We start from the raw sequence: 22,755 nt of genomic DNA, 5'->3' as shown, positions 1-22,755 counted from the left end.
TGGGGCCGCTGTCCGGCCGGTTCACAGGGGTTTGAAGGTGCGGGCGCCGGGAGCGCAGGCCAGGACATCGCCGGTCTCGACGGTGTAGTACCAGGCGTGCAGGCGCAGTCGGCCGGAGGACAGCCGCCGGGCGATGAAGGGGTAGCTGCGCAGGTGGTCGAGCTGGGTGAGCACGTGCTGCTGGGTCACCGCGGTCGGGTCCTCGCCCAGCCCTTGTGTCTGCCACGGCTCATCGGCCTGGGCCCGGCGCTCGGCCCAGGACAGCCAGCGGCGTACCAGCGGCATGGTGTGCACGGTCTGCTCGCGGATGAGGCCCTGGACGGCGCCGCAGTGCGAGTGACCGCACACGACGATGTCGGGGATCTGCAGGGCCTGCACGGCGAACTCCAGGGAGCCCGCGACACCGCAGGCGGCCTGCGCCCGGTAGCGGGGGACGATGTTGCCCGCGGTGCGCAGCTCGAAGAGGTCACCTGGCGCGGCGCCGGTGAACAGGGACGGGATGACGCGGGAATCGGAGCAGGAGATGAACAGGGCCTGGGGCTTCTGCCCGCGGGCCAGGTGTGCGAAGTCCTCCTGCCGGTCGACGATCTTGGCGGGGAACGTACGGGCGTGCTCGATGAGTGACTGCATGGTCGGCCTCGTGCTCTTCGTGCGTCGACGAGCGTCGACGAGGACTCAGGGATACGAAGAGGGCGTGCTGCGCAGCCGGGCACCGCGCTGCGAAGCACGCGGCCGATCAGCAGCGGAAGGTCTGCAGTGTGCTCGGAGTGGGCGTCAGGGCGCCGCTCGGGTTCCAGGTCTCTCTCGCCGTACGCGGCTGCGCGGTTCCCGACGGGACGGCGGCGATGGTCACCTCGTCGACCGGCGTGCCGTCCGAGGACGCGTGCGACTCGACGTCGGGCGCCAGCGCGCGGGGCAGCCGGGCCGGAGCGTCGGCCGCGGTCTCGTGGTGCTCCAGGCCGGTGTCCGCGTGGATGAGGACGGTCGCGGGGCCGGACGCCTTCCTGGTCTCCGGTTCGATTGCGGGTGCCATCGCGGACACCGCGCTCGGGGCGTCGGTGGTGTGGTGCGGCGTCGTGAAGTGCAGGAGTACAGCGGCAGCCAGCAGCACGATCGCCGCCGCCACTCGCCGTATCACCACTGCACTCCTGCCGTTCCGCTCCTGCCCGACGCCAAAACGTTACCGGGCAGCGCTGCTCACGCAGGCCGAACTCCCCGGTAGCAAAGGTGAGATGGCCAACATCACGGCTGCCGTTGCAGCGGCAATGAGCCGGTTGGGCGGGGCTTGCCGGATGTAGGGAACCGGTGAGATCGAAGGGCACTGGTTCCCAGGGCCGGTGAGGGCCGATCAGGCTCTCCGGCAACCGCCTCGTCGCCACCCACTACGACCCGTACAACACCGTCTCCGGTCTCGGCGTCACCCTCGGCAACCTCGCCACCGGCGCACTCTGGGACGTCGCCCAACCTGACCGCCAGCGACTGCTCAGAGCCAGTCCCGCCGCTTGAAGATGACGTACAAACTGGTGCACACCGCCGCCATCAGGGCGATGGCGAAGGGGTATCCGAACACCCAGTGCAACTCCGGCATGTGGTCGAAGTTCATCCCGTAGACCGTCCCGACCAGCGTCGGGGCGAACAGGATCGCCGCCCATGACGAGATCTTCTTGATCTCCTCGTTCTGCTCGAACCCCGCCTCCGCCAACGCCCGCATTTCCGCGTTCTGTTGCTGGGTGACCAGGGTCGTGTTCACCGTGAGGATCTCCGTGAGGGCCTGGCGGAAGCCGTCGACGCGTTCGCTGGTGTGGGTGACGTGGTCGGCGACGTCGCGGAGGTAGCGCTGGAGTTCCTCGTCCGTGCCGTATTTGGCGAAGCCGGCCATCAGGCCGTGCAGCATGCCGACGAGGGGGCGGGTGGCGCGCTGGAACTCGACCATTTCGCGGGAGAGTTCGTAGATGCGGCGGGACACTTCGGGGTCGCCGCCGAAGACTTCCGTCTCGATCTCGTCGATGTCGTTCTGGACACCGGAGACGACGGGCACATAGCCGTCGACCACCGCGTCCAGGATGGCGTAGAGCACCGCCTCCGGGCCCAGCTTCAGCAGGTCCGTCGACTCCTCCATGCGCCGGCGGACCGCCGACAGGTCCGGTGCCGCGCCATGGCGGACCGTGATCACGAAGTCGGGGCCGACGAACACATGCAGCTCGCCGAAGTCGACCTCCTCCGGCGCGTCCAGATACCTGGCCGCCCGCAGCACGACGAAGAGCGTCTCGCCGTAGCGCTCCAGCTTCGGGCGCTGATGGGCCTCCATCGCGTCCTCGACCGAGAGGGGATGGAGGTCGAACTCGGCGGCGAGGGAGAGGAGTTCGCTCTCGGTGGGGCGGGCGAGGCCGATCCATGCCATGCCGGCCGGCTTCTCGCGCAGCTCGCGGTAGGTCTCGGCGAGGGTGGCGGGGGAGGAGACACGGATGCCGTCCTGGTAGAGGACGGCCTGGACGACGCTGCCCGGTTCGGGGGTCTCCGCCGATGCCGGAGAGGACGGGTCGGGCTCGGGCTCTGTCTCGGGTGACGGCGGCTGGTGGTTCAGGGCGCGGCGCCAGACGGACTTCCTGGAGTTCTTCGCGGCGATGGCGGCACCTCCCTGCTGGTCCCCTGCTGATCCCTATTGGTCTCTGCTAGTCCCTGCTGGTCCTGCTCCAGCGGAGCGGTTGATCACGGAGCAGGATATACGGGGCATACGACATCGGGGCGGGCGGGTGGTATGGGATCGGGTGAGAGTTGCGGACAGAAGGTGTCCGCAAGCAGCGCTAGCGTGCGGAGCATGACGAAGACGACGTCCGCGACCGCCCCCGTGCTCGGCGTCCGCGCCCTCAACCGCGCGACCCTCGACCGGCAGCTGCTGCTGCGCCGCTCGCCGCTGACCGCGCGGGCGGCCGTGGAGCATCTCGTCGGCCTCCAGGCCCAGGAGGTCAAGCCGCCGTACTACGCGCTCGCCGCACGCCTCGACGGCTTTACGCCCGAGGAGCTGTCCGGGCTGCTGGAGCGCCGTGAGGTGGTGCGTATCGTCACCATGCGCTCGACGATCCATCTGCACACCGCCGACGACAGCCTCACCCTGCGCCCGCTGGTGCAGCCCGCCCGGGACCGGGAGATCAACTACTTCCGCAAGGGCCTCGTCGGTGTCGACCTGGACCGGCTCGCCGTACTCGCCCGTGAACTCGTGGAGGACGGGCCGCGCACGATGAAGCAGCTGCGCGAGGCGCTGAGCGTCGAGTGGCCGGACGCCGACCCGCAGTCCCTGGCCGTCGCCGCCCGCTGCAAGCTGCCCCTCGTCCAGGTCACCCCGCGCGGACTGTGGGGCAGAAGCGCCCAGGTCTCCCTCACCACCGTCGAGCACTGGCTGGACCGCCCCGCCGAGCCCGCCGCCTCCGCCGACGCCACGGTCCTGCGCTATCTCGCCGCCTTCGGACCGGCCTCCGTGAAGGACATGCAGACCTGGTGCGGCCTGACCCGGATGCGCCCCGCCTTCGAACGCCTCCGCCCTCAGCTGGCCACCTTCCGGGACGACAACGGCGTCGAACTCTTCGACCTCCCCGACGCCCCCCGCCCCGACCCGGACACCCCGGCCCCGCCCCGCTTCCTGCCCGAGTTCGACAACCTGCTCCTCTCCCACGCCGACCGCACCCGCGTGGTGCCGCCGCCGAACCGGGGCCGTACCTGGCAGGTGAACACGGTCTACTGCCCGTTCCTCGTCGACGGCTTCCTCGCGGGCGTGTGGCGGATCCTCGACGGCGCCCTCGTCATCGAGCCCTTCGGCAAGCTCACCAAGGCCCAGCGCGGCGAGGTGACGGAGGAAGGAGCGCGGATGCTCCGGACGATGCACCAGGACGCGGCGTACGACATCCGCTTCGGGACCGTGATCCCGGAACCGTGAGTCAGGAACCGTGAACCCGGGGCGGGCGGACATGGACAGGGGGCGTTGCGGGCTGCTCGTGGAAGCCCGCAACGCCCCCTGGTCTTTCACCTGAGGGGTCGCTCAGGAGAACTGCCGGGTCACGATCCGATCTGCTCCGTGACCTCGTCCGAGAACGTGGTCAGCCGGGTGTAGACACCCGGGAAACCGGCCGCCGCGCAGCCCTCGCCCCAGGAAGTGATGCCTGCCAGGACGCCCCCGATGAGCAGGGGACCGCCGCTGTCGCCCTGGCAGGTGTCGACGCCGCCGGCTTCATGACCGGCGCAAACCATGTCGGACTGGACGAAGTCCGAACCGTAGGAACTGCCGCAACTGGAGTCGGACACGAGCGGGACCGTGGCCGTCCGCAGCTGGTTGGAGGAGCTGCCGCCCGCGGAGGTGGTGCCCCAGCCGAGGATGCGGGCCGTGGCGCCCGTCGCGTACACGTCGGTGTCGTCGGCGGAGACATACGGGGCGGTCGTGTACGGCATCGAGGTGGCCAGGGTCAGCACCGCCACGTCGTCGCCGTTGGTGGCGTCGGTGTAGTCGGGGCTGACCCAGATGTCGGTGACCTCGCTGACCGTGCCGTTCGTGCCGTTGAGGTAGGTGCGGCCGCCGACGACTCTGACGTCGTCGGCGCTCTCGCCGGCCATGCAGTGCGCGGCGGTGACGACTTTGGTGGCCGAGACGAGCGTGCCGCCGCAGAACTGGTCTTCCGAGGCGTCCGTGATCTGCATCGTGAACGGGTACGCCGTCGTCGTGGTCGTCGTACCGCCCACGATGGGCTGCGGGGCGGCGACCGCGGTGGGGGCCGCCAGCAGCGCTGTCGCGGCGGCGGCAGCGGTCGCCGTGACGACGGCGGCGGTCTTCGTGGCACGGGTGAGCCCGAACATGAGTCTCCTCAAGAGGTTGCCGGTGGGGGGTCGCACGGGTGTGGGGGGTTGCACGGGGGTCTCGGGACCGACCTCCGTATGCCCGGGCGAGCGGCATGGCCATACGCTAGGGGGGCGCACAGGCTCCTCCCAATGAGGGAACCCCCTAAGGGAGTTGGGGAGGGAAAACCCTCGGTCGCGCCCAGTAAACCCGCACCGGTCTCACTTCGCGCGGCGTCCTGCCGCCAGTCGGACGATATCCACGCGCGAACGGATCCCCAGCTTGCGGTAGACCCGGGTCAGGGTCGCCTCGACCGTCTTGACGCTGATGAACAGACGCCCGGCGATCTCCCGGTTCGTCGCGCCCTCCATGACGAGCGCGGCGACCTGACGCTCCATCGAGGCGAGGCCCTCCAGCCCGTCGAGCGCGACCGGCGGCTGTACGGCGGGCTCCGGCGGGCTCGCGTCCGCCGCCGCGTCCACCTGCCGCAGCCACGGCAGCGCCCGGCACCGGCGGAACAGCCGGGCCGCCTCGTCGTACGACGACGTGTCTTTTCGGTCCGCCTGCGGGGCGCCGAAGCCTGTATCGAGAGCCCGACCGTGCTCAGCCCTTCGGGCCTCCGCGCGCTCGGGCTCTCGATACAGGCGCGCCCCTTCGGCTTGGCCGGGCCGCCCGGTGCGCAGCGAGGCCAGTACGAACGCGGTCCGGGCCTCCTCCAGGCCGTAGCCCAGCTTGGCGAGCCGGTCCTGGACCGACGTCAACTGGGCGACGGCGGCGTCGTGTTCACCGCGTGACGCCCGCACCAGCGCCTCCGCGCGGTCCAGTACGGCGAGTACGCTCTCGCGGCCGAGCCGCATCGCCTGTTCGCGGGTGACGTCGATGAGGTCCTGCGCCTCGGCCGGCTCGCCGATCCGCACCAGCGCCTCGGCGAGGTCGCCGTGCCAGCGGCCGCGCGCCGGGTCGGTGATGCCGAGCCCCTGCTCCAGTTCCCGCACCCGCCGCAGTGAGCGGACCGCGTCCGGCGCGTCCCCGGCGACCAGTTGGGCGTACCCGAGGGCGGCCAGCGCCCGGGAGATGTACACCTGGTCGCCGCCCTCCTCGGCGTGCTCGACCGCCTCCCTGGCCAGTGCCAGCGCCCGGTCCACCTCGCCGCCCGAGGCCTCCGCGATGGAGGTGAGGACGGCGGAGGCCACCTCGCCGATCCCGCTGTCCCGGGCCAGCCGCAGACCCTCCCGGGCCAGGTCCAGCGCACGGCCGCAGTGCCCGGACCGCAGTTCCGTCTCCGCCACCCCCCGCAGGAAGTGCACCTCGCTCTCGACGGAGCCGCGCCGCCGCACCTCGCGCAGCAGCGCGGTGACCGTCGCCCGGGCCTCGGCCAGCTGATCGCTCATGATCAGCCAGCGGAACCGGGAGTAGCCGGCCCCGTTGTGATGGCAGGCCACCCGCGGGTCCTGAGGTTCCGTCAGCGCGCGCCGGATGGTCGCGGGGGCGTTCGTGTGGCCCATGAGGGTCTCGATCTGGGCCTGGAAGGAGAGCGCCATCAGTTCGGTGTACCGGTCGCCGGCCCGCTCGGCCAGCTCCGCCGAGTACGCCGCCGCCCGGCGGGCCTCGTCGAAGTCGCCCTCCACCAGCAGGCCCCGCCAGGCGAGCTGGTAGTGGATCAGGGCGAGCAGCTTCGGGTCGTCGCCCGCATCGGCGAGGGCCTGCGGGAAGACCGAGTCGACCTCGGTCATGGCGTGGCCCGCCGTGTCGATCACGATGATCCAGGCCCGTACCCGGTCCTCGGGCACGGTCGTCCGGCTGAGCACCTCCCGGGCGATGTCCCGGGCGAGGTCCAGGTCCCCGGCGGTGATCGCGTCCTCGGCGGCCTGCAGGCGCAGCACCTCAGAGGTCGGTTCGCCGTCCGCCGGGGTGTGCCGGGCCGCGAGCAGTCCGAGGGAGGCGGCCACGGACGGTGCGCCCCGGTCCCGGGCCAGGGTCGCGGCCTCCGCGAGCCGGGCCGCCACCTCCGGGTCGGTGCCGGTCGTCGCCAGGGCCAGATGCCGGGCCCGCTCGATCGGGTCCGAGGCCGCGGTGGACAGCGCGACATGCGCGGCCCGCCGCTCCTGCGCGGCGGCCTCCGCATACAGCGCGGCCGAGATCAGCGGATGCGCGAACCGTACGGCCGGACCCTCGGACTCGGTCGCCAGCAGGCCCAGCGTCGCCGCCTGGGCGGTCTCGGCCTCGGCGTTCTCACGGCCGGCCGCGTGCAGCAGGGCCAGCGTGGGGCGGGCGCCCGCGCTGGCCACGAGCAGGGTGTGGCGGACCTCGTCGGAGAGGTTCTCAAGGCGGCTGAGGACGAGGGCCCGCAGCGAGGTCGGCACCGGCAGCGGCTCGCCCGGCCGGGGGCGGGCGGGGCTCTCGGCGAGCGCGCGGCCCAGTTCGAGGGCGAACAGCGGGTTGCCGCCGCTGGTGCGGTGGATCTCGCGGACCGTGGACCGGGACAGGCCGGTGTAGCCGCGGTGGTCGAGGAGGTCGGAGACCTGGGTGCGGGAGAGCGGGTTGAGGCGGACCGCGAGGGTGTCCGGTGGGGACGCGCGTAGATGACGGTCGTACTCCTGGCCCTCCGTACGCACCGCGCACAGCATCCGCACCGGGGTGTCGCCGAGGCGGCGGGCGGCGAAGCCGAGGAGTTCGGCGCTGGCCGGGTCCAGCCACTGCAGGTCGTCGGCGACGATCAGGACGGGGCCCGCGGCGGCGAGCGCGCGCAGTGCGGACAGGACCGCCAGGCGCAGCGCGAGTCCGTCGCGCTGGAGGGTGGACTCGCCGCGGCCGGTGAGCGCCGACTCCAGGGCGGTGCGCTGGGCGGCGGGCAACTGGTCGGACACCTCGTCCAGGGCCAGTCCGAGCAGGTCGGCCAGGGCGAGGAAGGGGAGATGGGATTCGGACTCGGTGGCTGAGCAGCGCAACACGGTCCGTGCCGCTTCGGCATATTGCGCGGCCAGTGCCCGCAGGAGTGTCGACTTTCCAATTCCGGCGGGACCGTGGAGCAGTACGCTGCCGCCCCGGCCGAGCTGCTCACGCGCCTGAGCGACCTGCTCCTCCCGGCCGATGACCAGGTCGGGGCGGCATCTGGCAGGCTCCTTGAAGTCCCGTCGCACGGTCACCGCTCCCCTCCGTGTGTCGTGTCCGGGCCAATATTAGGCAACGGGTCTTTGAAATTCGGACGTGCGACGAGGTGAAAGAAATAACAGGGGTGAGCAGCGGGGGTGGAGCATGGGGAAATTCAAAGCACGAGTGAATGAATAGTAGTCGTCGCAGCGGGCTCGGCCCAGGCGCGTGACAGCGGCGTCCCGGCGGGGGTAGGGAGACCTGGAGCAGGTCCGGGAGCCGCCGGGCCGGGCTGCGGTCACGAGCGGGAGTGAGCCGAAGGGGCGCGCCGGTGTCGAGAACGCGAGCGCGCGGAGGCCCGAAGGGCTGAGCACGGTCGCGTTCTCGACACCGGCATGGAGCGCCCCGTAGGCGATCGACCAAAAAACTGGGAGGACGGATGACGACGTCGACGGAGGAGTTCCGCAGGGCGCGGGACTTCCTGCTGGAGCATCGTGAGGACTACGCCGCCGCGTACGAGGGCTTCGCCTGGCCCCGGCCGGAGCACTTCAACTGGGCGCTCGACTGGTTCGACGTCATCGCGCACGGCAACGGCCGGACCGCGCTGCACATCGTCGAGGAGGACGGCGGCGAGGTCCGGATGTCCTTCGGTGAGATGTCCGTGCGCTCCGACCAGTTCGCCAACTGGCTGCGCGGGCAGGGCGTCCGTGCCGGGGACCGGATCCTCGTCATGCTCGGCAACCAGGCGGAGCTGTGGATCACCGCGCTGGCCGCGATGAAGCTGCGCGCCGTCGTCATCCCGGCCACCCCGCTGCTCGGCCCCGCCGACCTGCGGGACCGGGTCGAGCGCGGCCGGGTCCGGCAGGTGATCGTGCGCCCCGAGGACACCGCCAAGTTCGCCGAGGTGCCCGGCGACTACACCCGCATCACGGCCGGCGACGCGCCCGCGGGCTGGCTGTCGTACGAGGAGGCGTACGAAGCCCCCGCCGACTTCACACCCGACGGCCCGACCCGCGCCGACGACCCGCTGATGCTCTACTTCACCTCCGGTACGACGGCCCGCCCCAAGCTCGTCGAGCACACCCACGCCTCGTACCCGATCGGGCACCTCGCCACCATGTACTGGATCGGCCTCAAACCCGGCGACGTGCACCTCAACATCTCCTCCCCGGGCTGGGCCAAGCACGCCTGGTCCAACCTGTTCGCGCCGTGGAACGCGGAGGCGACCGTCTTCCTGCACAACTACACCCGCTTCGACGCGGCCCGGCTGATGGCGGAGATGGACCGGGCGGGCGTGACCACGTTCTGCGCCCCGCCGACCGTGTGGCGCATGCTCATCCAGGCCGACCTGACCCAGCTGCGCACCCCGCCGCGCGAGGCCGTGGCGGCGGGGGAGCCCCTGAATCCCGAGGTCATCGAGCAGGTCCGCCGGGCGTGGGGCGTGACCATCCGCGACGGCTTCGGCCAGACCGAGACCGCCGTCCAGGTCTCCAACAGCCCCGGCCAGCCCCTGAAGACCGGCTCCATGGGCCGCCCCAGCCCCGGCTTCCGCGTCGACCTCCTCGACCCGGCCTCCGGAGCGCCCGGCGCCGCGGAGGGCGAGATCGCCCTCGACCTCTCGTCCCGCCCGGTCGGCCTGATGACCGGCTACCACGGCGACCCGGAGCGTACGGCGGAGGCGATGGCCGACGGCTACTACCGCACCGGAGACATCGGCTCCCGGGACGCCGACGGCTACATCACCTACGTCGGCCGGGCGGACGACGTCTTCAAGGCCAGCGACTACAAGATCTCCCCGTTCGAGCTGGAGAGCGCCCTGCTGGAGCACGGAGCGGTCGCCGAGGCCGCCGTCGTGCCCGCACCGGACGAGCTGCGCCTCGCGGTGCCGAAGGCGTACGTCGTCCTGGCAGCGGGCTGGGAGCCGGGACCCGACACGGCCAAGGTGCTGTTCGAGCACTCCCGGGAGACGCTCGCCCCCTACAAGCGCATCCGCCGCCTGGAGTTCGCCCCGCTGCCCAAGACCGTCTCCGGCAAGATCCGCCGCATCGAACTGCGCGAGGCCACCGCCGCCGGCTCGGACGCCGAATACCGCGAGGAGGACTTCCGGTGAGTTCATCGAGTTCGTTGAGTTCGTACACCCACGGGACCGGTGACACACCGCTGCTCGGCGACACGATCGGCGCCAGCCTGGACCGCGCGGTCGCCACATGGCCGGACCGGGAGGTGCTCGTCGACGTGCCGTCCGGACGGCGCTGGACGTACGCCCAATTCGCCGCGGACGTCGACGAGTTGGCGTACGCGCTGCTCGCCGGCGGGGTCGCCAAGGGTGACCGGGTCGGGATCTGGGCGATCAACTGTCCCGAATGGGTCCTCGTCCAGTACGCCACCGCCCGCATCGGCGCGATCATGGTGAACATCAACCCGGCCTACCGCACCCACGAGGTCGAGTACGTCCTCAAGCAGGCCGGCATCTCCCTGCTCTTCGCCTCCCTCCGTCACAAGACGAGCGACTACCGGGCGATGGTCGAGGAAGTACGGGACAGGTGCCCGCAGTTGAGGGAGACCGTGTTCATCGGCGACCCGAGCTGGGACGCGCTGATCGCGCGGGGAACGCCGGCCGCGTACGAGGAGCTGTCCTGCGACGACCCCATCAACATCCAGTACACCTCGGGCACGACGGGCTTCCCGAAGGGGGCCACGCTGTCCCACCACAACATCCTCAACAACGGTTACTTCGTCGGTGAGTCGATCGCGTACACGGAGCAGGACCGGATCTGCGTCCCCGTGCCCTTCTACCACTGCTTCGGCATGGTCATGGGAAATCTGGCGGCGACGACGCACGGCGCGTGCATCGTCATCCCCGCCCCGTCCTTCGACCCGAAAGCCACCCTCGAGGCGGTGCAGCAGGAGCGGTGCACCTCGCTGTACGGCGTACCGACCATGTTCATCGCGGAGTTGAACCACCCGGACTTCGCCACGTACGACCTGTCGTCGCTCCGCACCGGGATCATGGCGGGCTCGCCCTGCCCGGTGGAGGTGATGAAGCGGGTGGTCGCCGAGATGCACATGGAGGAGGTCTCCATCTGCTACGGCATGACCGAGACCTCCCCGGTCTCCCTCCAGACCCGGATCGACGACGACCTGGAGCACCGCACCGGCACGGTGGGCCGCGTCCTCCCGCACATCGAGGTGAAGATCGTCGACCCGGCGAACGGCACGACCCAACCGCGCGGCGTCCCGGGCGAGTTGTGCACCCGCGGCTACAGCGTGATGCTCGGCTACTGGAACGAACCCGAGAAGACCGCCGAGTCCATCGACGCCGCCCGCTGGATGCACACCGGCGACCTCGCCGTGATGCGCGAGGACGGCTACGTCGAGATTGTCGGCCGCATCAAGGACATGATCATCCGCGGTGGCGAGAACATCTACCCGCGCGAGATCGAGGAGTTCCTCTACGCCCATCCCAAGATCGCGGACGTCCAGGTGGTCGGCGTACCGCACGAGCGCTACGGCGAGGAAGTCCTCGCCTGCGTCATCCCACGCGACCCGGCCGCCCCGCCGACCCTGGAGGAACTGCGCTCCTTCTGCGACGGACGCCTGGCCCACTACAAGATCCCGAGCCGCCTGCGGATCCTGGAGTCCTTCCCGATCACGGTGTCCGGAAAGGTACGCAAGATCGAGCTGCGGGAGCGGTACGCCGGCTGATCCCGGCCGGGGTATTCGATCACAGTGGGGCGTGGCCCTCGGAGCCTGTCCGGCCGGGATGGGGCAGGCTCTAAGATCAGGTGCCCTGGGGGTGGTTATGGGCAGGCAGCGCCCTGGGTCGCCGACGCTGGAGGAGGTCGCGGCCCTCGCCGGTGTCGGGCGCGGCACCGTCTCGCGGGTCATCAACAACGCGGCGGGCGTGAAGGAGTCGACGCGCCGTACCGTCGAGCGGGCCATCGCCGAGCTGGGCTATGTGCCCAATCTGGCGGCCCGTTCGCTGGCCGGGCGGCGCGCGGACGCCGTGGCGCTGGCGATGACGGAGCGGGACTGGCGGCTGTTCGGGGAACCGTTCTTCTCGGAGATCGTCCAGTCGGTCGGCGACGCCCTCGCCGACACCTCGGTGCAGTTGCTGCTCACCCTGGTCCGCACGGACGCCGAGCGGCGGCGCTTCGTCGAGTACGCGCGCGGCGGGCGGGTGGACGGCGTCCTGCTGATGTCCGTGCGCGCCGAGGACCGGCTGCCCGACATGCTCGCCGAGGCCGGACTGCCCACCGTGCTGCTCGGGCGCCGCTCGGGCGACGAGCACATCACCTACGTGGACGCGGACAACGTCGGCGGCGCCCGCGGCGCGGTCGAGCACCTGCTGCGCGGTGGCCGCAGGAGGATCGCCGCCGTCACCGGGCCGCTCGACATGTACGTCACCCAGTGCCGGCTGCGCGGCTACCGGGAAGCGCTGGCCGCCGCGGGCCTCGATCCGCTGCCCTCGCTGGTCGTCGAGGGTGACTTCACCGAGGCCAGTGGGCGCCGGGCGACGGCCGAACTCCTCGAGAAGCACCCGGACATGGACGCCGTCTTCGCCGCCTCGGACACCATGGCCGCCGGGGCGCTGGGCGTGCTGCGTGCCGCCGGCCGCCGGGTGCCCGAGGACGTCGCGGTGATCGGGTTCGACGACTTCCCGCTCGGCCAGCACACCGAACCCCCGCTGACGACGGTCCGCCAGCCGCTGGAGGAGATCGGCGAGACCATGGTGCGGCTGCTGATGGAGGAGCTGCGGGAGACGGGGCAGCCCGAGGTGGCCTGGCGCCATGTCATCCTGCGCACCCGGCTGGTGGTCCGCGACTCGGCCTGAGACCGACCCTGCACGCTTCGAATGTTTCGGGAGCGCTCCCAACTCTCGTGACCTCGCGCAGGCGTTGTTCCCTTGCCTCCCTTGACCTGCGGCTTCGAAATCCTTTCGACGCATTCGCGCGCGCAGGGTTGTCAGGAACATGGACGGACTCCTAAAGTCCGGACCCACCGGTGAGGTGGGAGCGCTCCCATCCGTGGGGAGTTGGGAGCGCTCCCGAACCGGCCCCGACGAACCCGGCGCCACCTCCGAGAGAGGCACCCGCATGCGACCGTTACCGCACCGTCCCCGCCCCGCGCGCGGCCTGCTCGCCGCGCTGCTCTCCGCTCTCGCCGCCGTCGCGGCACTCCTCGTCGCGACACCGCCGGCCCAGGCCGACACCACGATCTGCGAACAGTACGGCTCTGCCGTCATCCAGGACCGCTACGTCGTCCAGAACAACCGCTGGGGCACCAGCGCCACCCAGTGCGTCACCGCCACCGACACCGGCTTCAGAGTCACCCAGGCCGACGGCTCGGTACCCACCAACGGCGCCCCGAAGTCGTACCCGTCGGTCTTCAACGGCTGCCACTACACGAACTGTTCGCCGGGCACCAAGCTCCCGGCGCAGGTCAGCACCATCTCCAGCGCGCCCAGCAGCATCTCCTACGGCTATGTCTCGGGCGCCGTGTACAACGCCTCGTACGACATCTGGCTGGACCCGACGCCGCGCACCGACGGCGTCAATCAGACCGAGATCATGATCTGGTTCAACCGGGTGGGCCCGGTCCAGCCGATCGGCTCGCCGGTGGGCAACGCCACCGTCGGCGGCCGCAGTTGGGAGGTGTGGACCGGCAGCAACGGCTCCAACGACGTGATCTCCTTCGTCGCTCCCTCGGCGATCAGCAGCTGGAGCTTCGACGTCATGGACTTCGTCGACCAGGCCGTCGCGCGGGGCCTGGCGCAGAGCAACTGGTACCTGACGAGCATCCAGGCCGGGTTCGAGCCGTGGCAGAACGGCGCCGGGCTCGCGGTGAACTCCTTCTCCTCCACCGTCAACACCGGCGGCGGCGACCCGGGCGGCCCCGGTGACCCGGCGACGGCCTGCCAGGTGACGTACGCGACCAACGTCTGGCAGGGCGGCTTCACCGCCGACGTCACGGTCAAGAACACCGGCTCCAGCGCCGTCGACAACTGGAAGCTCGGCCTCACCCTGCCCTCCGGGCAGCGCGTCACCAACTCCTGGAACACCACCCTGTCCGGCTCGTCGGGCGCGGTCACGGCGAGCCCCTTGGCGCACAACGCGCAGATCGCCTCCGGCGGCAGCCAGAGCTTCGGATTCCAGGGCACCTACAGCGGCACGTTCGCGCAGCCGACCGGGTTCAGCCTGAACGGAACCGCCTGCACCAGCGCGTGACCCGGCCGGTGCCCCGCACCGGCCCCACGGGGGCCCGCCCCACTTCCCGCACCGACGGGGCGGCCCCTTCCTCGCCCCTCCGGCCCGCACCCGGAAAGGCCCGTGATGAGTCCCAGCCGCACGCTGTCCACCCGCCGCCCCACGATCGTCGCCGCGCTGTGCACCGCGGCCCTCGCCCTGACCGGCCTGGCCGCCACCCCGCCCGCCGCCGCCCGGCCCACCGAGGTCCCGACAGCCGCCGCGGCCCTCCCGTACCAGGACCCGTCCTTGCCGGTGCCCGAGCGGGTCGACGACCTGCTCTCCCGGATGACGCTCGACGACAAGCTCGGGCAGATGACGCAGATCGAGAAGGACGCGCTCGTCCCGCAGTCCGACCTGGCCACCTATCGGATCGGCTCGGTGCTCTCCGGCGGCGACTCGACGGTCAGCCCCAACAACGCCCAGACCTGGGCCGACACCTACGACTCCCTCCAGCGCGCCGCCCTCGGCACCCCGCTCGGCATCCCGATGATCTACGGCATCGACGCGGTGCACGGCCACAACGCGGTGCGCGGTGCCACGCTCTTCCCGCACAACATCGGCCTCGGTGCCACGCGCGACCCGGCGCTGGTGCAGCGCGTCGGACGGGCGGTCGCCGAGGAGGTGGCCGGGACCGGCATCGACTGGTCGTTCGCGCCCTGTCTGTGCGTGGCCCGCAACGACCGGTGGGGCCGCACCTACGAGTCGTTCGGGGAGAAGCCCGAACTGGCCACGTCCATGGCGACGTTCGTCACCGGCATGCAGGGCGCGAGCCCGGGCGGCGACCCGGCCTCGGTGCTCGCCACTGCGAAGCACTACCTCGGCGACGGCGGCACCACCGGCGGCGTCGACCAGGGCGACACGCAGCTGTCGGAGGCCGAGCTGCGCGCGATCCACCTGCCGCCCTTCCAGGAGGCGGTACGGCGGGGCGTGGGCTCGGTGATGCTCTCGTACAGCAACTGGAACGGCGTGACATCGCACGCCCACAAGTACCTGGTCACCGACGTGCTCAAGGGCGAGCTGGGCTTCTCCGGCTTCGTCGTCTCCGACTGGGCCGCGGTCGACCAGCTCGACGGGCAGAGCGGCTTCACCGGCGCCGAGATCAGCACGGCCGTCAACGCCGGCGTCGACATGGTGATGGTCCCGCACGACTACAAGAAGTTCCTCGGCATGCTGCGCGGCGAGGTGACCGCCGGGCGGATCGCCCAGGCGCGGATCGACGACGCCAACCGCCGCATCCTCACCAAGAAGTTCCAACTCGGTCTGTTCGAACGGCCGTTGACCGACCGCTCGTACACCTCCACGGTGGGCTCCGCCGAACACCGGGCGCTGGCCCGGCAGGCGGTACGGCAGTCGCAGGTGCTGCTGAAGAACGACGGTGGTGTCCTGCCGCTGGCGAAGAACGCCAAGCTGTTCGTGGCAGGCAAGTCCGCCTCCGACATCGGCAACCAGAGCGGCGGCTGGACCCTGGGCTGGCAGGGCCGCAGCGGGCCGGTCACCGAGGGCACCACGATCCTCCAGGGCCTGCGCGCCGCCGCGACCGACCCGTCCCGGATCACGTACGACCGCTACGGCAACGGCATCGACGGCAGCTACACGGCCGCCGTGGCGGTCGTCGGGGAGACGCCGTACGCCGAGATGCACGGCGACCGGCCCGGGAGTATGGGGCTCGACCAGGAGGACCTCCAGACCCTCGCCCGGCTGAAGGCGAGCGGGGTGCCCGTCGTGGTGGTCCTGGTCTCCGGGCGGCCGCTCGACATCGCCGCCCAACTGCCCGACTGGAAGGCCCTGTTGGCCGCCTGGCTGCCCGGCACCGAGGGCAACGGCGTGTCGGACGTGCTCTTCGGCGACTACGCCCCCACCGGCAAGCTCCCCATGACGTGGATGCGCGGCGCGTCCCAGCAGCCCATCAACGACGGCGACGGCAAGAGCCCGCTCTTCCCGTACGGGCACGGGCTGACGTACGGCACGGACCCCGACCCCGACCCCGACCCGGACCCGGACCCGGACCCGGACCCGGATCCGGACCCCGAGCCCGAACCCAAGGCCTGCACCGCCCAGTTCAAGGTCGCCTCGTCCTGGTCCGGCGGCTACCAGGGCGAGATGACCGTCAAGAACACCGGCACCGGCCCGCTCACCGGCTGGTCCGTCGCCTGGGACCTGAACGGCTCCACCGTCACCAGTCTGTGGAACGGCTCCCTGACCGTGGCCCAGGGCCGTGCGACCGTCCGCAACGCCGCCCACAACGGCGCCCTGTCACCCGGCGCCACCACCTCGTTCGGCTTCACCGCCAACGGCGGCGCGGGCACGCCCGCTCCGCAGTGCACCGGCTCCTGACGTACGACCGGCACACCCGCACGTACCACCGAGGAGGGCACGATGACCAACCCGACCAGAGCCGACGGCGCCTCGCTGCCGCGCACGCGCCGACGACGGTCGGCGGCCCTGGCCACCGCCCTGGCCACCCTGATGCTCGGGGTGGCGGGCCAGATCGCGGGACAGCCCGCGGCAGCGGCGGAAGCACACGTCGACAACCCCTTCGCGGGGGCGACCTTCTATCTCAACCCCGACTACGCGGAGCACGTCGACACCTCCATCGCGCAGACGTCCGACGCCACGCTCAAGGCGAAGATGGAGAAGATCAAGAGCTATCCGACCGCCGTCTGGCTGGACCGGATCGCGGCCATCCACGGCGGCGAGGCCAACGCGGGACGCAAGAGCCTGGCCGACCACCTCGACCTGGCGCTCGCCCAGAAGAAGCCCGGACAGCCGATCACCGCGACCTTCGTGGTGTACGACCTGCCCGGCCGGGACTGCGCCGCCCTCGCCTCCAGCGGCGAACTCCCGCTCACCCAGGCGGGTCTGGACCGCTACAAGAGCGAGTACATCGACGTCATCGCGAGCGTCTTCAAGAACCCCAAGTACCAGGACATCCGCATCACCACCGTCATCGAGCCCGACAGCCTGCCCAACCTGGTCACCAACGCCTCCGACCCCGAATGCGCCCAGGCCAAGAGCAGGGGCGTGTACGTCAACGGCATCCAGTACGCCCTGGACAAGCTGCACGCCATCCCGAACGTGTACACGTACCTGGACTACGCGCACTCCGGCTGGCTCGGCTGGGACAACAACCTCACCCAGACCGTGCAGCAGTACACCGACGTGGCCAGGGGCACCGCGGCCGGGCTGAACAGCGTCGACGGGCTGATCACCAACGTCGCCAACTACACGCCGCTGGAGGAGCCGTTCCTCACCGACCCGAACAAGACCGTCGGTGGCAACCAGGTCAGGTCGGGCAAGTACTACGAGTGGAACCCGAACTTCGACGAGTCGGACTTCACGAAGAACGTTCACCGGGCGCTGGTCTCGGCGGGCTGGCCCGCCTCCACCGGCATGGTGGTCGACACCTCCCGCAACGGCTGGGGCGGCTCGTCCCGACCCACCGCCGAGAGCACCAGCACCACCCTCGACACCTACGTGACCGAGTCCAAGGCCGACCGCCGCACCCACCGCGGACTGTGGTGCAACGCGAGCGGCGCCGGGCTCGGACAGCCGCCGCAGGCCGCGCCCTCCGGTCACCCCGACTCGCACCTCGACGCCTTCCTGTGGGTCAAGCCGCCGGGGGAGTCCGACGGGGCCAGTGAGGACATCCCCAACGAGGAGGGCAAGCGCGCGGACCCGATGTGCGACCCGGACTACACCGCGCCGAACGCCGGCAACAACAAGACCGGGGCGCTGCCCGACGCACCACTCGCCGGTCACTGGTTCCACAACCAGTTCTCCATGCTGGTGCGCAACGCGTACCCGGCCGTTCCCACGGGCGGCACCGACCCGGGCGACACCACGGCCCCGACGGCGCCGACCGGGCTGCGCGCCACGGCGAAGACCGCGAGCAGCGTCTCCCTGGCCTGGACCGCGGCCACCGACGACGTGGGCGTGACCGGCTACGACGTGTACCGCGACGGCACCCGGGTCAGCTCGGCGCCGGCCGCCGGCACCGCCTTCACGGACAGCGGACTGAGCGCCGCGACGGCCTACAGCTACACCGTCCGCGCCCGGGACGCCGCCGGGAACGTCTCCGCCGCCTCCACCGCGCTGAGCGTCACCACCGAGACGGGCGGCGGCGGACCCGACCCCTCGGGCGGCCTCAAGGTCGCGTACAAGAACAACGACTCCTCGGCCACCGACAACGCCATCCGTCCCGGCCTCAGGATCACCAACACCGGCAGCACCGCCCTCGACCTGAGCGGGGTGACCGCCCGCTACTACTTCACCCAGGACGGCGGCTCGCCCACCGTCAGCGCCTGGTGCGACTACGCCGCCGTCGGCTGCTCCAACGTCAGGCTGCGGGTCGTCCCGCTGAGCACACCGGTGGCGGGCGCCGACGCCTACCTGGAGGTCGGCTTCTCGGCCGGCTCGCTGGCCGCCGGCCGGGACACCGGTGACATCCAGCTCCGGATGGCCAAGTCCGACTGGTCCGCGTTCAACGAGGCCGGCGACTTCAGCCGCACCACAGCCACGTCGTACACCGACGCCCCGGCCATCCCCGGCTACCTCGGCGCCGTACTGGCCTGGGGCGCGCCGCCCGCCTGATCCGCGTACCTCCCCACACTCCCTCGCCCGCCCGGCGCGACGCCTTCCCCGGGCGGGCGGGGGCTCCACAGCGGACGGCTACGACGAACGACAGGAGGCACCATGGTTCGACGCAGAAACCGGCTTCTCTCCTGGGCGGCGGTGCTGGCCACCCTGCTCAGCGGGCTCGGCCTGGCCTTGCTCGGCCAGGGCAGCGCGCAGGCGCACGGCGTGGCGATGATGCCCGGATCGCGGACCTATCTCTGCTATCTGGACGCCAAGACCGGCACCGGCGCACTGGACCCGACGAACCCGGCGTGCAAGGCCGCGCTCGCCGAGAGCGGAGCAACGGCGCTGTACAACTGGTTCGCCGTGCTCGACTCCAACGCGGGCGGGCGCGGCCCCGGCTATGTACCGGACGGGAAGCTGTGCAGCGCCGGTGACCGCTCCCCGTACAACTTCACCGGCTACAACGCGGCCCGCGCCGACTGGCCCCGGACGCATCTGACCTCCGGGGCGAGCATGCGGGTGCGGTACAGCAACTGGGCGGCGCACCCGGGCGACTTCCGGGTGTACCTGTCCAAGCCCGGCTACTCGCCCGCCACCGCGCTGGGCTGGGACGACCTGGAGCTCATCCAGACCGTCACCAACCCGTCCCAGTCGGGCTCGCCGGGGAGCGAGTCCGGGCACTACTTCTGGGACCTGAACCTGCCCTCGGGCCGCTCGGGTGACGCGGTGCTGTTCATCCAGTGGGTGCGGTCGGACAGCCAGGAGAACTTCTTCTCCTGCTCCGACATCGTCTTCGACGGCGGCAACGGCGAGGTGACGGGCATCCGTGACCCGGGCGGCAACCCCACCCCGACGCCCACGCCGACTCCCACCCCGACCCCGACCGAACCGCATACCGGCTGTATGGCCGTGTACTCGGTGACGAACTCCTGGAGCGGCGGTTTCCAGGGTTCCGTCGAGGTCATGAACCACAACACGGCAGCGCAGAACGGCTGGGCCGTGCGCTGGCAGCCGGGCCCCGGCACCCGGATCAGCAGTGTCTGGAACGGTGCGCTCAGTACCGGATCCGACGGCACGGTCACGGTCAGGAACATGGACTACAACCGGACCGTCGCCCCGGACGGCAGCGTCACCTTCGGCTTCACCGCCACGTCCACGGGCAACGACCTGCCGGTCGGCTCGATCGGCTGCGTCACCCCGTAACGGGCCCTCGTGTCCCGGCAGCGCCGGCTCCCGTACCGCGGGGGCCGGCGCGGTCGTGTCAGCCCGCGGGGGAGTCGAGCGCGTCGGCGTGGCCGTTGACCGGCTGCGGGGTGCCCGTGAGATCGAGGACGAAGAGCGGCACGCCCAGATCGTCGGCGCGGCTTCGCGCATCCGTGGCGTAACCGGCGAGGGAGAAGTAGACGCAGCCGGCGGACTCCGTCATGGCCGTCAGCCACAGGCACTCCACGTCCCGCAGCGAGGCCGGGCGCACGGTCGGATCGACCTGGGCCAGCAGGCCGCGGGCGGCGAGGCCGATGCCGGACGGGGGCCGCTGGTCCGCGCGGCGGATGTCCTGGTAGCCGAGCCAGCGCAGATACAGGGCGGCGGCGGTGACCGCGTCGCGGGCCGTGCGGATGGTCACCGGGGTGAAAGCGCGGCGGGGGACGGGCGGCGCGGGCTCGGCCACCGCGCCCTCGGCATCAACCCGCGCCACCGGGACCCGCAGCAGCGTCCCGCAGGGACAGCCCAGCTCCGGCCGCGGCCACTGGTCGCTGCGGCCGCACGCGGCGCAGCGCACGGTGACCCACTGCTCGTCCCAGACCTGGTGGGTGACGGCCGTCGCGGTCCCCGCCGGATCGAGCGGCGGGAGCACCGGCGCCCCGCACGCGCACGGATACGACGGCGCCGAGTAGAGCTGCTCGCGCCGACAGGCGGGGCAGCGTACCGACACGCTCTCGGACATGGCCCACTCCAGGACGAGATCACGACCGCACACCGGGACAGCGAGGCCATCGTCCTCCAGAAACGCCTGCTTGTCCGTCTCTTGACTGCCCTTCCCCGCCCCACCTACATTGATTCCAGATAGTAGAAAACTAATTCCACTATACGGAAACTGAACGGAAGTACTCACCGCGGGGCGCGACGGGAGTGCGAACGGACAGCCGAAGCAGGAGTACTCCATGGCTCGTATGACCGCTGCCCGCGCGGCAGTCGAGATCCTCAAGCGCGAGGGCGTCAGCAACGCGTTCGGTGTCCCCGGCGCGGCGATCAACCCGTTCTACGCGGCGCTCAAGGCCTCCGGCGGTGTCCAGCACACCCTCGCCCGGCACGTCGAGGGCGCCTCGCACATGGCGGAGGGCTACACGCGGACCCACCCCGGCAACATCGGTGTCTGCGTCGGTACGTCCGGCCCCGCCGGCACCGACATGATCACCGGCCTGTACTCCGCGATCGGTGACTCCATCCCGATCCTGTGCATCACGGGCCAGGCCCCGACCGCCGTGATCCACAAGGAGGACTTCCAGGCCGTCGACATCGCCTCGATCGCCAAGCCGGTCACGAAGATGGCCGTCACCGTCCTGGAGGCCGCGCAGGTCCCCGGCGTCTTCCAGCAGGCCTTCCACCTGATGCGGTCCGGCCGCCCCGGCCCCGTCCTCATCGACCTGCCGATCGATGTCCAGCTGACGGAGATCGAGTTCGACCCGGACACGTACGAGCCCCTCCCGGTCTACAAGCCCGCCGCCTCCCGCGCCCAGATCGAGAAGGCGATCGGCATGCTCAACGCCGCCGAGCGCCCGCTGATCGTGGCCGGCGGCGGAGTCATCAACGCCGACGCCGCCGAACTCCTCGTCGAGTTCGCCGAGTTGACCGGCATTCCGGTCGTCCCCACGCTCATGGGCTGGGGCGTCCTGCCCGACGACCACGAGCTGAACGCCGGCATGGTCGGCCTGCAGACCTCGCACCGCTACGGCAACGCGACCTTCCTGGAGTCCGACTTCGTCCTCGGCATCGGCAACCGGTGGGCCAACCGCCACACGGGCCGTATCGACGTCTACACCGAGGGCCGGACGTTCGTCCACGTCGACATCGAGCCCACCCAGATCGGCAAGATCTTCGCGCCGGACTACGGCATCGCGTCGGACGCGAAGGCCGCGCTGGAGCTGTTCGTCGAGGTGGCACGGGAGTTGAAGGCGGCGGGCAAGCTGCCTGATCGCGGTGAATGGGCCGCTGCTGCCCAGGAGAAGAAGGCCACCCTCCAGCGCCGTACGCACTTCGACGACATCCCGATCAAGCCGCAGCGTGTCTACGAGGAGATGAACAAGGCCTTCGGCCCGGAGACCCGGTACGTCTCCACGATCGGCCTCTCGCAGATCGCCGGCGCCCAGATGCTGCACGTCTACCGCCCGCGGCACTGGATCAACTGCGGTCAGGCGGGCCCCCTCGGCTGGACCGTCCCGGCCGCGCTCGGCGTCGCCAAGGCCGACCCGGAGGCACAGGTCGTGGCGCTCTCCGGCGACTACGACTTCCAGTTCATGATCGAGGAGCTGGCGGTCGGGGCGCAGCACAAGATCCCGTACGTCCATGTCCTGGTCAACAACTCCTACCTGGGCCTGATCCGCCAGGCGCAGCGGGCGTTCGAGATCGACTTCCAGGTCAACCTGGAGTTTGAGAACATCAACTCGCCCGAGATCGGCGTCTACGGCGTCGACCACGTCAAGGTCGCCGAGGGCCTGGGCTGCAAGGCGATCCGGGTGACCGACCCGAACGAACTGGGCGCGGCCCTGGAGAAGGCCAAGAAGCTCGCCGCCGAGTTCCAGGTGCCGGTGGTCGTCGAGGCGATCCTGGAGCGGGTCACCAACATCTCCATGTCGACGACCAACGACATCGGCAACGTCGTCGAGTTCGAGGAGCTGGCGACCGAGCCGGGCCATGCGCCGACGTCGATCAAGACGCTGAAGGTCTGACAGCCGCAAGCGCGAGAGGGGCGGTCCAGCCGGATGGCTGGGCCGCCCCTCTGCGTGCGCTCACTGGGCC

15 protein-coding genes are annotated in these 22,755 nt (G+C 71.0%); 9 read left to right on the top strand and 6 right to left on the bottom strand.

Translation table 11 applies throughout. The features are described 5' to 3' along the window. Window positions 1-21 precede the first annotated feature (21 nt). The 3 genes from OG828_RS11615 to OG828_RS11605 form a co-directional block, all read right to left on the bottom strand. Complete coding sequence (locus OG828_RS11615) at window positions 22-630, bottom strand: carbonic anhydrase (protein ID WP_328501064.1); 609 nt, start codon at window positions 628-630, stop codon at window positions 22-24. Window positions 631-736: 106 nt separating this feature from the next. Further along, window positions 737-1,138, bottom strand: a complete 402-nt coding sequence (locus tag OG828_RS11610) for a hypothetical protein (protein ID WP_328501063.1) — start codon at window positions 1,136-1,138, stop codon at window positions 737-739. Window positions 1,139-1,483: 345 nt separating this feature from the next. Further along, window positions 1,484-2,626: a magnesium and cobalt transport protein CorA gene (locus OG828_RS11605; RefSeq protein ID WP_328504848.1), complete on the bottom strand. Its 1,143-nt coding sequence runs from the start codon at window positions 2,624-2,626 to the stop codon at window positions 1,484-1,486. A 192-nt stretch (window positions 2,627-2,818) separates the two neighbouring features. Between OG828_RS11605 and OG828_RS11600 the strand changes: the two genes are divergently transcribed. Next, the gene (locus OG828_RS11600; protein WP_328437804.1) at window positions 2,819-3,931 is read left to right on the top strand and encodes a winged helix DNA-binding domain-containing protein; all 1,113 of its coding nucleotides are present in this window, start codon (window positions 2,819-2,821) and stop codon (window positions 3,929-3,931) included. Window positions 3,932-4,050: 119 nt separating this feature from the next. Here the strand turns inward: OG828_RS11600 and OG828_RS11595 are convergent, their stop codons facing one another. Together OG828_RS11595 and OG828_RS11590 are read right to left on the bottom strand one after the other, a co-directional pair. Beyond that, window positions 4,051-4,842 (bottom strand): S1 family peptidase, encoded by a 792-nt coding sequence (locus OG828_RS11595; RefSeq protein ID WP_328353887.1) that lies wholly within the window; start codon window positions 4,840-4,842, stop codon window positions 4,051-4,053. A gap of 201 nt (window positions 4,843-5,043) precedes the next feature. Next, a complete protein-coding gene (locus OG828_RS11590; RefSeq protein WP_328437803.1) occupies window positions 5,044-7,968 on the bottom strand; it encodes a helix-turn-helix transcriptional regulator in 2,925 nt (974 codons plus the stop codon). 383 nt (window positions 7,969-8,351) lie between these two features. Here OG828_RS11590 and OG828_RS11585 point away from each other — a divergent pair, with 383 nt between their 5' ends. The 7 genes from OG828_RS11585 to OG828_RS11555 all read left to right on the top strand — a co-directional run bounded on the left by OG828_RS11585 (window position 8,352) and on the right by OG828_RS11555 (window position 19,941). Beyond that, on the top strand, window positions 8,352-10,022 hold the full coding sequence (locus OG828_RS11585; RefSeq protein WP_328501062.1) for an AMP-binding protein: 1,671 nt from the start codon (window positions 8,352-8,354) through the stop codon (window positions 10,020-10,022). Window positions 10,023-10,036: 14 nt separating this feature from the next. After that, the gene (locus tag OG828_RS11580) at window positions 10,037-11,617 is read left to right on the top strand and encodes an AMP-binding protein (RefSeq protein ID WP_328504847.1); all 1,581 of its coding nucleotides are present in this window, start codon (window positions 10,037-10,039) and stop codon (window positions 11,615-11,617) included. A gap of 97 nt (window positions 11,618-11,714) precedes the next feature. Then, complete coding sequence (locus OG828_RS11575) at window positions 11,715-12,746, top strand: LacI family DNA-binding transcriptional regulator (RefSeq protein ID WP_328501061.1); 1,032 nt, start codon at window positions 11,715-11,717, stop codon at window positions 12,744-12,746. Window positions 12,747-13,008: 262 nt separating this feature from the next. Beyond that, the gene (locus tag OG828_RS11570) at window positions 13,009-14,139 is read left to right on the top strand and encodes a GH12 family glycosyl hydrolase domain-containing protein (RefSeq protein ID WP_328501060.1); all 1,131 of its coding nucleotides are present in this window, start codon (window positions 13,009-13,011) and stop codon (window positions 14,137-14,139) included. 105 nt (window positions 14,140-14,244) lie between these two features. After that, window positions 14,245-16,494 (top strand): glycoside hydrolase family 3 N-terminal domain-containing protein, encoded by a 2,250-nt coding sequence (locus tag OG828_RS11565; protein WP_328501059.1) that lies wholly within the window; start codon window positions 14,245-14,247, stop codon window positions 16,492-16,494. 42 nt (window positions 16,495-16,536) lie between these two features. Then, entirely contained in the window at window positions 16,537-18,750 is a 2,214-nt protein-coding gene (locus tag OG828_RS11560; protein WP_328501058.1) for a glycoside hydrolase family 6 protein, read from the top strand. Between the two features lie 102 nt (window positions 18,751-18,852). Then, a complete protein-coding gene (locus OG828_RS11555; RefSeq protein WP_328437798.1) occupies window positions 18,853-19,941 on the top strand; it encodes a lytic polysaccharide monooxygenase auxiliary activity family 9 protein in 1,089 nt (362 codons plus the stop codon). A 58-nt stretch (window positions 19,942-19,999) separates the two neighbouring features. Here the strand turns inward: OG828_RS11555 and OG828_RS11550 are convergent, their stop codons facing one another. Beyond that, window positions 20,000-20,683, bottom strand: a complete 684-nt coding sequence (locus OG828_RS11550; protein WP_328353864.1) for a hypothetical protein — start codon at window positions 20,681-20,683, stop codon at window positions 20,000-20,002. A 217-nt stretch (window positions 20,684-20,900) separates the two neighbouring features. On the opposite strand from OG828_RS11550, the gene gcl reads away from it, so the two are divergent. Next, entirely contained in the window at window positions 20,901-22,685 is a 1,785-nt protein-coding gene (gene gcl / locus OG828_RS11545; protein ID WP_328501057.1) for a glyoxylate carboligase, read from the top strand. The last annotated feature ends 70 nt before the right edge of the window (window positions 22,686-22,755 follow it).

This window comes from Streptomyces sp. NBC_00457 (assembly GCF_036014015.1).
GTDB lineage: Bacteria > Actinomycetota > Actinomycetes > Streptomycetales > Streptomycetaceae > Streptomyces.
The sequence above is the reverse complement of the archived record's forward strand: the minus strand, read 5'-3'. Positions and strand labels throughout refer to the sequence as shown.